This window comes from Rhodococcus sp. 14-2470-1b (genome assembly GCF_002259415.1).
Taxonomy (GTDB): Bacteria; Actinomycetota; Actinomycetes; order Mycobacteriales; family Mycobacteriaceae; genus Rhodococcoides.
Window position 1 is genome coordinate 102173 of record NZ_NPFY01000012.1, and the last position, 12404, is coordinate 114576.

Here is a 12404-nt window from a genome sequence, read left to right on the forward strand (position 1 = left end):
CCTCACCATCGGCAGCATCTTCGACGCAAAGGACACTTCGCATGCAGCTGGGACTGGTCGGCCTCGGAAAGATGGGCTTCAACATGCGCGAGCGGTTGCGCTCGCACGGCCACGAAGTCATCGGTTACGACCCGCGGCCCGAGGTAACGGACACCCCGTCGCTCGAGGGCCTGGCGCAGGCGCTTGCCGCGCCGCGCATCGTCTGGGTGATGGTGCCGTCCGGCGAGATCACCCGAAACACCATCGTCGGGCTGGCCGACGCCCTCGAGGAGGGCGACCTGGTCATCGACGGTGGTAACTCGCGCTTCACCGACGACGGACCCAATGCGGAACTGCTGGCGAAGAAGGGCATCGGTTACATCGATGCGGGTGTGTCGGGCGGCGTCTGGGGCCTGGAGAACGGTTACGGCCTGATGGTCGGTGGATCGGAGGCCGACGTAGCACGCGCTCAGCCGATTTTCGACGCGCTTCGTCCGGAGGGTGAGCGGGCCGACGGTTTCGTCCATGCGGGCCCTGTGGGTGCCGGTCACTACTCCAAGATGGTGCACAACGGCATCGAGTACGGGTTGATGCAGGCGTATGCCGAGGGGTACGAGCTGCTCGAGGCCGAGGAACTCGTGCAGGACACGCGTGGTGTCCTGCGCGCGTGGAGCAAGGGCACCGTTGTCCGATCCTGGCTACTCGACCTGCTGGTCCAGGCGCTGGCCGAGGATCCCGAGTTCGCTGAAATCTCCGGATACACAGAGGATTCCGGCGAAGGCAGGTGGACGGTCGAAGAGGCGATCCGGCATGCGGTTCCGGCGCCGGTCATCTCTGCGGCGCTGTTCGCGCGATTCGCATCCCGTCAGGACGACTCACCGGCGATGAAAGCCGTGTCCGCACTGCGCAATCAGTTCGGTGGTCACGCCGTCAAGCGCGCGTCCACCGAAGAAACTCTTCGCGCACCCGATCCCAAGAAATAGATCTTGTTCGTTCGCTCTTTCACCGTGCGGGACTTCAGGTCCTGGGACGACGTCACCGTCGAACTCGAGCCGGGTTCGACGGTGTTCGTCGGCCCGAACGGTCACGGTAAGACGAACCTGCTCGAGTCGCTCGGCTATCTGTCGACGCTGTCGTCGCATCGGGTGTCATCCGATGCTCCGATGATCCGCGCGGGCGCACAGCGGGCGTTCGCGAGTGCGTCGGTGGTCAATCTCGGTCGAGAACTGACCATCGACATCGAGTTGCTCGAGGGAAAAGCCAACAAGGCCAGGATGAATCGCTCTCCGGTGCGCAGACCGCGGGAGATACTGGGCGTTCTGCACAGTGTGCTCTTCGCGCCGGAAGACCTGTCGCTCGTGCGAGGAGATCCAGGGGATCGACGTCGCTATCTGGACGAGCTGTCGACCACCCGAAGGCCTCGAATGGCGGGTGTGCGGGCAGATTACGACAAGGTGCTCCGGCAACGGTCAGCGTTGCTCAAGACTGCGGGTGGCGCACTGCGGCGTGGTTCACGGTCGACCGACGGTGCCAGTGCGCTCGCCACGCTCGACGTGTGGGACGGTCATCTCGCAGCTCACGGCGCCCAATTGCTGGCTGCCCGCATCGCCTTGGTTCACGAACTCGAACCGTTGGTTGCCGAGTCCTATGCATCGATTGCGCCTGAATCACGCCCTGCCGCAGTGCGATACAGAAGCAGTCTGGGGGACGTACTGCCGCCGGAGTTCGCCGAGGCGGACCGCGTACCGGAGCCCGACGACGTCGATGTGCTCGAGGCTGCGTTTCTCCACCGGCTGAACGAGATGCGTCAACGAGAGATCGAACGCGGAGTCTGTTTGGTGGGGCCACATCGCGACGACCTCGAGTTGATTCTCGGTGATCAGCCTGCGAAAGGGTTTGCCAGCCATGGTGAATCGTGGTCCTACGCATTGTCGTTGCGGCTGGCGTCTTTTCGATTGCTACGGGCGGAGGGTACCGACCCGGTCTTGATGCTCGACGATGTCTTCGCCGAGCTCGACCGCAAGCGCCGCAGTGCCCTTGCCGCCGTCGCGGCCGAGGCGGAGCAAGTGTTGATCACCGCGGCCGTGGCGGAGGACATTCCGCCAGAGATCGATGCTCGTCGATGGAAAGTCGAAGCAGTGCAACACAGTTCGGAACGTATCTCGACGATAGCCCCGATCGACGCCACCGTCGACTCCATCGAAGGAGTATGAGACGTGAACGAAGAATCAGGTGAAGGAACGGAAGAACTGAAGGGCGTCGACTTGGCGCGCCGTGCCCTCGAGGACGCGCGAGCAGCCGCCAAGGCGAGCGGAAAATCTGTCGGACAGGGACGTTCTTCCCCGAAGGGAGGCGTCCGTGCACTTCGAGGGCGGCGCAAGCGTGGATGGTCCGGTGCCGGCCCCGATGACCGTGACCCGCAGACTCTGGGTTCGCTTGCCGGTTCGATCGCGCAGAAGCGTGGATGGTCGGACAAGGTGGCGGAAGGTACGGTGCTCGGGCGGTGGCCCGCGGTGGTCGGCGAGGACATCGCGTCACACGCGACGCCGACGAAGCTCGAGGACGGTGTTCTGAGCGTCACCGCGGAGTCCACGGCGTGGGCGACGCAACTGCGATTGATGCAAGCGCAGATTCTGGCCAAGATCGCGGCGGCAGTGGGACACGGCGTCGTGAAGTCCTTGAAGATCCATGGACCCACGACCAAGAGTTGGCGTAAGGGTGACCGCCACATCAAGGGCCGCGGGCCTCGGGACACGTACGGGTAGATTCAACCCCTACCGAAGCGGACCAACGCTGTTAATTGTCCCTATTGCCTGGATCACACACATGGATCAAGGTGATCTTGGTTGCTCTGTACAGCCTCGGTGCGTAGCGTAATTCGGTGATCGATCACAAGCCACGAGATCGGGATCGTTGCTCGTGATCCGACCCGCTACGACGAAGGGACCGCGTGTTCTCACCCGACGCCAAAGAAGAATCCGACAGGTCGGCGATCGATCGACAGCCGGAGGACCGCGTTGTGCTCCAGGCCCGAAACGTCGAATTCGACTGGTCTGCTCTGCCGCTGCACTACGTGGACGGCGATCCGCTCGCGACACATCTGGTGAACGTGATGCATCTGCTCCTGCCCGAGGGTGAGGAGTGGTTCGTCCGGACCTTCAAGGAAGCGCTTCCTCTGATCCACGACGAGCGCCTGCGAGAAGACGTCATCGGTTTCATCGGCCAGGAAGCGATGCACGCCACGGCCCACACCCAGGTGCTCGATTCGTTGACCGCCCACGGTATCGACGTCGCACCGTACGTCGAGCAGATGCAGTTCCTGTTCGGTCGCGCGCTGGGGAACAGGCGCACGCACACCAGGAACAGCCTGGTCGAGCGAGTTGCGCTGATCGCAGCCGTCGAACATCTGACGGCGTTCCTCGGTGACTGGGTGCTGAACGCGCGTGCGCTGGACGAAGTCGATTTCGATCCGACCATGCTCGACCTGCTTCGCTGGCACGGGGCCGAGGAAGTCGAGCACCGCTCGGTGGCGTTCGAGGTCATGCAGTACTTCGACGTCCGCCCCGCCCGGCGTATCCGCACCTATGTCGCAATCGCACCCACGCTCGTGTGGTTCTGGACTCGCGGCGTTCGGTACCTGATGGATCGCGATCCGACGCTGGCGCACCTGCCCGCGAAGCGACGCCGGCCGTCGCTTCGCGACTATCGCGCGGTTGCCGCACGCGGTCTGTTCCCTGGCCCGAAGATGATCTGGAAAGCCTCGCTTCGCTACTTCGCCCGTGACTACCACCCCTCGAGCGAAGGGTCGACCGAGCAAGCCGTGCAGTATCTGGCAACCTCGCCCGCCGCACGAGCGTGCGCACGGTGACCGCGGTTTCGAATCCGGATTCGAGAGTCGAGCACGTGGGATCGAAGAAGAAGACAGGGCTGCGAAAGCGGTTGTCCGACATGGCGAGAACGGTCGATACGTTTCGTGAGGGTCGTCAGGTTCCGCAGGATCTGTACGGCCGCGACGTGCCCGATCAGACGATGTCTCTCGTGACCGATGCGTTGGACAAGTGGTTCGCGCTGCTGGACAACGGAGAGTTCGACGACAGTCATGCGGCTGCGCCGGTAGTCAGGGACATCGCTCTGACGCTCCGGTCACGCGAAGTTCTGTGCGGGGACCAACAGGTCGTCCGGCTCGAGTTCGAAAGTCCATCGGGCGAGGAACTTCCGGCATGGGCTCCGGGAATGCACCTCGACTTCGTTCTGCCGTCCGGTCGACGCCGGCAGTACTCGTTGTGCGGTGACCCGTCGGACGCTCACGCGTACACCGTTGCGGTGCGGTTCATTCCGGACGGCGGCGGTGGTTCGGCGGAGATGCATGCGCTCGAAATCGGAACGCCGGTCACCGTGACAGGTCCACGCAACGGATTTCCGTTCGTCGCCGACGGGCGGGCGGTGTTCGTCGCAGGCGGGATCGGGATCACCGCGATCCTGCCGATGGTCCGGGCCGCTCGCGCCACGGGTATGGACTGGTACCTGGAGTACCGGGGGCGCTCGCGGGAGTCGCTTCCGTTCCTCGACGAGATCCTCGCCTTGGACGACGACCGGGTGAACGTACGCACCGATGATGTGGACGGAATCGCGTCGGGTAGTGAATTGCTCGATCGCGTGGCGGGTGGTGCCGTCTACTGCTGTGGCCCGCCGCCGATGATCGACGCGGTGCGAGCTGCCGTCGACGGCACCGACGCCACTCATCTGTATTTCGAGCGTTTTTCCCCGCCTCCGGTTCGGAACGGTGTGGAGTTCGAGGTGCAATTGGTCGATTCCGGTGACGTCATCACCGTCGGCGCAGAACAGACGGCGTTGCAGGCGATCCGTGAGGTGAGGCCGTCGGTAGCGTACTCCTGCCAGCAGGGGTTCTGCGGAACGTGCCGAACCCGAGTGCTCGTCGGCACTCCCGAACACCGTGAGACTCGGCTGACCCCAGAGGAGCAGGAGAGCGAGATGCTGATCTGCGTGTCGCGGGCAGCGGGAGGCCGCATCGTTCTCGATCTGTAACCGTCGGAGCTGATTCTGCTGTCCATATTTGCCGTCGGGACGCGAAAAAATGCGTCTGTGAGGCAACCAGGGGCCATTTCGGGGTGTCATCGTCCCCATGCCGTCGGTGCGTACCAGTAGTATGGACGGGTAACAGAGAAGCCCTTCGGATCTGTTCACCGTCACGGCCTACCCGCAGGGTGGGCAGGACGGCCGAGCAGACTCGTGCGGTGGCACCACCCGGTGCCCACACGGCAGCACCCATTCGGTGCGAGGGGGACCTTGACGCTGAAGGAGAACAACCGAACCGTGGCTGCCGAGAAGTCGGGTAAGACCGAGAACAAGGATTACGGCGCTTCGTCGATCACCGTGCTCGAGGGACTGGAAGCAGTTCGTAAAAGGCCCGGCATGTACATCGGATCCACCGGTGAGCGAGGGCTGCATCACCTGATCTGGGAGGTCGTCGACAACTCCGTCGACGAGGCCATGGCCGGATACGCTTCCACTGTCGACGTCACGATTCACGAGGACGGCAGCGTCGAGGTCAAGGACGACGGTCGAGGAATTCCCGTCGCCACCCACGCCTCCGGTGTTCCCACCGTCGAGGTCGTCATGACCCAGTTGCACGCGGGCGGAAAGTTCGACTCGGACTCGTACGCAGTGTCCGGTGGTCTGCACGGCGTCGGTATCTCCGTGGTGAACGCACTCTCCACCAAGGTGGAACTCCAGATCGCCCGCGACGGTCACCGCTACACCCAGACGTACGACTACGCCAAGCCAGGCCCGCTCGAGACCGTCGGCGAAACCCAGGACACCGGCACGATCGTCCGCTTCTGGCCGGACGGCAAGATCTTCGAGACACTCGACTTCAGCTTCGACATCGTGCACCGTCGCCTCCAGGAGATGGCGTTCCTGAACAAGGGACTGACCATCAACTTCACCGACGAGCGCGTGGCGGCAACCGACGCCAGCGAGGAAGAGCTGGCGGAGACCGCGGAGGCACCGAAGTCTGCGTCCGAGGAAGAAGCTCAGGCCGTCGAGGCCAAGCCTGCCAAGGTCAAGAAGCGCACCTACCACTACCCCGACGGCCTCGTCGACTTCGTCAAGCACATCAACAAGACGAAGACATCCATCCACAACTCCGTCGTCGGCTTCACCGCCAAGGGTGAAGGCCACGAGGTCGAGATCGCGATGCAGTGGAACGCCGGCTATTCCGAGTCGGTCCACACGTTCGCCAACACGATCAACACGCACGAGGGCGGCACGCACGAGGAAGGCTTCCGTACCGCGCTCACCTCGACGGTGAACAAGTACGCGGCGGACAAGAAGCTCGTCAAGGAGAAGGACGGCAAACTCACCGGCGACGACATCCGCGAGGGTCTCGCCGCGGTCATTTCCGTTCGTGTGGGCGAGCCGCAGTTCGAGGGTCAGACCAAGACGAAGCTCGGCAACACCGAGGTCCGCTCGTTCGTGCAGAAGGCGTGCAACGAGCACCTGGCGCACTGGTTCGAGTCCAACCCGGCCGACGCGAAGACCATCATCAACAAGGCCGTGTCCTCGGCTCAGGCCCGTATGGCCGCGCGCAAGGCGCGAGAGTTGGTGCGGCGCAAGAGTGCAACGGACATCGGTGGCCTTCCCGGCAAGCTCGCCGACTGCCGCTCCAACGACCCGAGCAAGTCCGAGATCTACATCGTGGAGGGCGACTCCGCCGGCGGCTCGGCCAAGTCCGGTCGTGACTCGATGTACCAGGCGATCCTTCCGCTCCGCGGAAAGATCATCAACGTCGAGAAGGCTCGCATCGACCGCGTTCTGAAGAACAACGAGGTCCAGTCGATCATCACCGCGTTCGGCACCGGTATCCACGACGAGTTCGACATCACCAAGCTCCGCTACCACAAGATCGTGTTGATGGCCGACGCCGACGTGGACGGTCAGCACATCTCGACGCTGCTGATGACGCTGCTGTTCCGGTTCATGCGTCCGCTCATCGAGCACGGCCACGTCTATCTGGCCATGCCGCCGCTGTACAAGTTGAAGTGGAGCCGTGGCGAACCCGACTTCGCGTACTCCGATCGCGAACGCGACGGTCTGCTCGAGGCCGGTATTGCGAACAAGCGCAAGATCAACATCGAGGATGGCGTCCAGCGTTACAAAGGTCTCGGCGAGATGAACGCGAAGGAACTGTGGGAGACCACGATGGACCCATCGGTGCGCGTGCTCCGACTGGTCACCCTCGACGATGCCGCCGCCGCGGACGAGTTGTTCAGTGTCCTGATGGGCGAGGACGTCAGTGCCCGGCGCAGTTTCATCGCCCGCAACGCCAAGGACGTCCGCTTCCTGGACGTGTGACGAACTTTCACGCGGTTCTTGAAATTCGTTACACCTCTTAGACTTTCGCTGAAGGAGTTTCCATGTCGGACATAACCGAGCCTCCTGTCGGGCCTCCCGGACAGACCACGAACGCCGAGGGCGGCGACCGCATCGATCCGGTCGACATCCAGCAGGAGATGCAGCGTAGCTACATCGACTACGCGATGAGCGTCATCGTCGGCCGCGCACTTCCCGAAGTACGCGACGGCCTCAAGCCCGTGCACCGTCGCGTGCTGTACGCGATGTACGACTCCGGCTTCCGCCCGGACCGCAGTTATGTCAAATCCGCACGCCCCGTTGCCGAAACGATGGGTAACTACCACCCGCACGGTGACACCTCGATCTACGACGCGCTGGTGCGCCTGGCTCAGCCCTGGTCCATGCGGTACCCGTTGGTCGACGGCCAGGGCAACTTCGGCTCCCGTGGCAACGACGGCGCGGCTGCCATGCGATACACCGAGGCACGGCTGACTCCTCTCGCCATGGAGATGTTGCGGGACATCGACGAGGAAACCGTCGACTTCATCCCCAACTACGACGGCAAAACCCAAGAGCCGACGGTACTTCCGTCGCGGGTACCCAACCTGTTGATGAACGGCTCCAACGGCATCGCCGTCGGTATGGCCACCAACATCCCGCCGCACAACCTGCGTGAACTCGGCGACGCCGTCTTCTGGGCCCTCGACAACCACGAGGCCGACGAAGAAGCGACCCTCGCCGCGTGCATGGAACGCGTGAAGGGCCCCGACTTCCCGACGCATGGCTTGATCGTCGGCGGGCAGGGCATCCAGGACGCGTACTCGACCGGACGCGGATCCATTCGCATGCGCGGCGTCGTCGAGATCGAGGAAGACTCCAACGGCCGCACCACGATCGTCATGACCGAGCTGCCGTACCAGGTCAACCCGGACAACCTGATCACGTCGATTGCAGAGCAGGTGCGCGACGGCAAACTGGCCGGCATCTCCAAGATCGACGACGAGTCCTCGGACCGCGTCGGCATGCGCATCGTGGTCACCATCAAGCGCGACGCCGTCGCGAAGGTGGTGCTGAACAACCTCTACAAGCACACCCAGCTGCAGACGAGCTTCGGCGCGAACATGCTGTCGATCGTCGACGGTGTGCCGCGCACCCTGCGTCTGGATCAGATGATCCGCTACTACGTGGCTCATCAGCTCGACGTGATCATCAGGCGCACGCGATACCGGCTGCGCAAAGCCGAGGAGCGCGCTCACATCCTGCGCGGACTGGTCAAGGCACTCGACGCTCTGGACGAGGTCATCGCCCTCATCCGTCGTTCGCCGACGGCCGACGACGCCAAGACCGGCTTGATCGAACTGCTCGACATCGACGAGATCCAGGCCGACGCCATCCTCGCGATGCAGTTGCGTCGCCTCGCTGCCCTCGAGCGTCAGAAGATCATCGACGAGTTGGCCGAGATCGAACGCACCATTGCCGACCTGCAGGACATCCTGGCTCGGCCGGAGCGTCAGCGTCAGATCGTCCGCGACGAGCTCGGCGAGATCGTCGAGAAGTACGGCGACGACCGTCGTACCCGCATCATCGCCAGCGACGGAGACGTCAACGACGAGGATCTCATCGCACGCGAGAACGTCGTCGTCACCATCACCGAAACCGGCTACGCCAAGCGCACCAGAACCGACCTCTACCGCTCGCAGAAGCGTGGCGGCAAGGGAGTGCAAGGCGCGGGGTTGAAGCAGGACGACATCGTCAGCAAGTTCTTCGTCTGCTCGACGCACGACTGGATTCTGTTCTTCACCACCAAGGGCAGGGTCTATCGCGCCAAGGCGTACGAGCTTCCCGAGGCAAACCGGACGGCCCGCGGGCAGCACGTCGCGAACCTGTTGGCGTTCCAGCCGGACGAGCGCATCGCGCAGGTCATTCAGATCAAGACCTACGAGGACGCTCCTTACCTGGTGCTCGCAACCAAGGGCGGACTGGTCAAGAAGTCCAAGCTCACCGACTTCGACTCCAACCGAAGCGGCGGCATCGTCGCGGTCAACCTCCGCGGCGAGGACGAACTGGTCGGTGCTGTGTTGGCGTCATCCGACGACGACCTGTTGCTGGTGTCCGCTCAGGGTCAGTCGATTCGCTTCTCCGCAACCGACGAGGTTCTGCGTCCGATGGGTCGCGCGACCTCCGGTGTCCAGGGCATGCGGTTCAACGGCGAGGACGAGCTGTTGTCGCTGAACGTGGTGCGGGAGGGCAAGTACCTACTGGTGGCCACCTCCGGTGGCTACTCCAAGCGCACTGCGATGGAGGACTACCCGGCACAGGGCCGCGGCGGAAAGGGCGTGCTGACGATCCAGTACGACCCGAAGCGTGGCACCCTGGTGGGGGCTCTCATCGTCGACGACGAGGACGAGCTGTACGCCATCACCTCCAGTGGTGGTGTAATCCGGACTGCAGCGAAGCAGGTACGGAAGGCCGGCCGACAGACGAAGGGCGTTCGGTTGATGAATCTCGGGGAAGGCGACACACTGCTCGCTATTGCCCGTAACGCCGACGAAGCCGAACCCGAGCCCGGCGCCGCCGGAGACGAAGACGACGCACCGAAGGAGTCGTAAGTGAGCACTCCCAACAGGCCTGGCAGCAGGCCCGTTCCGCCCAGCGACGCCGAGCAGCCACGCACCTCTGCGCGGCCGCAGCCGGCGGTTCGCCCCGGAACGCCGCAGAACGGTGGCGGGCGTCCTCCGTCGCGACCCGGTGCCCCGGCCCCTCAGCAGGCCGGCCCTCAACAGGGTGCGGGGTCCCAGCAGGGCGCTCCACAGCAGCCCGCTCCACAGCAGGCCGGCCCTCAACAGGGGAACGGTGCGCGTCCCGCCGGCGGCGATCGGCAACCGCCGAATCAGCCGGCGCGTCAAGCACCCGAACGTCAGGCACCCGAACGTCAGGGAGGTGCTTCGGAATCCGTCAGGACGTCCGACGGCTCGGCGCGCGAGCAGTCCCAAGCTCAGTCTCCCCAGCGGCCGACTGCGCCTCAGCCGCCGACACCTCAGCAGGCTCCGACGACTCAGCAGGCTCCGACGACTCAGCAAGCTCCGGCATCGGCACCTCAGCGTTCCCCGGAGAACCAGCGTCCCCCGGAGAACCAGCGTCCTGCCGAGGCACCGAAGGCGCCGCCGCAGAATCAGCCGCGTCCGCCCGCACCGGCACGCTCCGCTGCTACCCAGCAGCCGCCCACCGAGGCGGCGCCACGGGTGGACAACGAGCGTCCGTTCGATCCACTGGGTGCGGGTGACGTCACACAGCCGCCGGCGGGTGGCTACCAGAACGGTCCGGGACCGGTGCGCAGTGGGCCCGTCCAGAACGGTTCGGGTCAGGGCAGTGCTTCGGGTCAGGGCAAGGTTTCGGGGCAGGGCGCACCTCCGTGGCAGCGCGGTCCGGCGAACGCCGCACAGAGCCAGCCGCAGACCAACCTGTCGGCGCGCGGCGGAACGCTCCCGCCCGTCGGACCGGGCGCTCAACCGAGCCAGCCGGGACAGTCCGGACAGCCAGGCGACGATCGTCGCGGGACCCAGGCAGGGTCCGCAGCGGCTGCCACTGCCGCAGTGAGCGCCGAGAGTTCGGCGGACAGTTCACAGCGTCGCGAAGCCGCCAAGACGAAGGCTGCAGGCATCGACGGACCGACGCGGCACATCGAACGCAAGGATCTGGCGAAGGACATGCCGGATCTGTCGGAGGTCCGGCACACGGCACCGGCGTCGGAGACGCAGCAGATCGCTCAGCCGGTCGCTATTGCGGCGCGAGAGGACGGAACTCCTCTGCGTGCCACGATTCAACTGCGCAAGATCGATCCGTGGTCGACGCTCAAGATCTCCCTCGTCATCGCGGTGTCGCTGTTCTTCGTGTGGATGGTCGCAGTCGGGCTGCTGTACGCGGTTCTCGACGGGATGGGTGTCTGGGATCGCTTGAACAGTGCGTTCACCGACATCGTGTCCGAGTCGGGTGACGGTGGATTGGTCAGTGCCGGACAGGTATTCGGCTACGCCGCAGTGATCGGCGTCATCAACGTGGTGTTGTTCACGGCGTTGACGACCATCGGATCGTTCATCTACAACCTGTCTTCCGACCTGGTCGGGGGCGTCGAAGTAACCCTCGCGGATCGGGACTGAATCAGGTCGCTCGAGAGTGCCGGATCGAGCCGTTTTGGAGTACGGCGGTTCGATGCGGTAATCTCTCTCCTCGGTTCGGAAAGAGAAATCTTCTGCCCGAATCGAGGTTCACGGGCCTATAGCTCAGGCGGTTAGAGCGCTTCCCTGATAAGGAAGAGGTCGGAGGTTCAAGTCCTCCTAGGCCCACACCGAGCAATTTGGAAGAGGGACATAGTCATGAAAATCCTTCTTCTGATCGGTGCAGCGGTAGCAGTCGTGTTGGCGGCGTCGAACGTGCGGTCCCTCCGCAACAGCGACGGTGTGTGGCACGAGGTTTCCACTCGCTGATCGTCCGCACGGAGGCGTCAGGACCAGGGAATTTCGAGTTCGAGATTTCGTAAGGTACTGTTCGCTTGCACCACCCCGGGGCCTTAGCTCAGTTGGTAGAGCGCTGCCTTTGCAAGGCAGATGTCAGGAGTTCGAATCTCCTAGGCTCCACAATTAGATAGTTCGACAGTTGGATAGCTTCACAGATCGTCAGTGACCCCGATACGCGAATGCGTGTCGGGGTCACTGCGTTGTGGGGTCACTGCGTTGTGGGGTCGTCCGGATGCGGTGGGTGGGAACGGATTCTTCTTCGGGACGGAAGTAGTTGTATCGGTAGGGGCCGGCCCAGAGTCTGCTGACCGAGTTCGAGGTCTGGTGTCGCACGTAGGTGGTGGCGGCGACGTGGATGAATCCGAGTACGAGTACCAGTGCGAGGAAGGTTGCCATGGTGCAAGTGTCGATCGGTGCAGGCCACGTCGAACAGTGGCAGTTATGTCATACTTCCGCGAAAAACTGCCAATGTCTGTGATGGCGACCAAGCGACCGCGAGCCGGATGTGGACATTCCCAGACAACCCGCGGACGGGGG

At 63.8% G+C, this 12404-nt stretch carries 8 protein-coding genes, 2 tRNA genes and 1 pseudogene; 10 read left to right on the top strand and 1 reads right to left on the bottom strand.

Annotation, left to right across the window (positions count from 1 at the left end):
• Window positions 1-26 precede the first annotated feature (26 nt).
• From gnd to CH293_RS10490, 10 genes and pseudogenes are all read left to right on the top strand, one after another.
• A pseudogene (gene gnd, locus CH293_RS10445) lies at window positions 27-962 on the top strand (phosphogluconate dehydrogenase (NAD(+)-dependent, decarboxylating)); the annotation flags it as partial.
• A 3-nt stretch (window positions 963-965) separates the two neighbouring features.
• Entirely contained in the window at window positions 966-2192 is a 1227-nt protein-coding gene (gene recF, locus CH293_RS10450; protein WP_094720141.1) for a DNA replication/repair protein RecF, read from the top strand.
• A 3-nt stretch (window positions 2193-2195) separates the two neighbouring features.
• A complete protein-coding gene (locus tag CH293_RS10455) occupies window positions 2196-2744 on the top strand; it encodes a DUF721 family protein (RefSeq protein WP_037109983.1) in 549 nt (182 codons plus the stop codon).
• A gap of 185 nt (window positions 2745-2929) precedes the next feature.
• Window positions 2930-3847, top strand: a complete 918-nt coding sequence (locus tag CH293_RS10460; protein WP_094720142.1) for a metal-dependent hydrolase — start codon at window positions 2930-2932, stop codon at window positions 3845-3847.
• A complete protein-coding gene (locus tag CH293_RS10465; protein ID WP_037109989.1) occupies window positions 3835-5025 on the top strand; it encodes a PDR/VanB family oxidoreductase in 1191 nt (396 codons plus the stop codon). Before CH293_RS10460 ends, CH293_RS10465 begins: the two co-directional genes overlap by 13 nt.
• 288 nt (window positions 5026-5313) lie before the next feature.
• Window positions 5314-7353 (top strand): DNA topoisomerase (ATP-hydrolyzing) subunit B, encoded by a 2040-nt coding sequence (gene gyrB / locus CH293_RS10470; protein WP_094720253.1) that lies wholly within the window; start codon window positions 5314-5316, stop codon window positions 7351-7353.
• Between the two features lie 62 nt (window positions 7354-7415).
• A complete protein-coding gene (gene gyrA / locus CH293_RS10475) occupies window positions 7416-9962 on the top strand; it encodes a DNA gyrase subunit A (RefSeq protein ID WP_019665049.1) in 2547 nt (848 codons plus the stop codon).
• Window positions 9963-11510, top strand: coding sequence for a DUF3566 domain-containing protein (locus CH293_RS28550; protein ID WP_255122792.1), 1548 nt, complete (start codon window positions 9963-9965; stop codon window positions 11508-11510).
• A gap of 112 nt (window positions 11511-11622) precedes the next feature.
• Window positions 11623-11696 (top strand) — tRNA-Ile (locus CH293_RS10485).
• A 218-nt stretch (window positions 11697-11914) separates the two neighbouring features.
• A tRNA-Ala gene (locus tag CH293_RS10490) sits at window positions 11915-11987 on the top strand.
• A 72-nt stretch (window positions 11988-12059) separates the two neighbouring features.
• Here CH293_RS10490 and CH293_RS10495 read toward each other — a convergent pair.
• On the bottom strand, window positions 12060-12263 hold the full coding sequence (locus tag CH293_RS10495) for a hypothetical protein (RefSeq protein WP_037109995.1): 204 nt from the start codon (window positions 12261-12263) through the stop codon (window positions 12060-12062).
• Window positions 12264-12404: the final 141 nt, after the last annotated feature.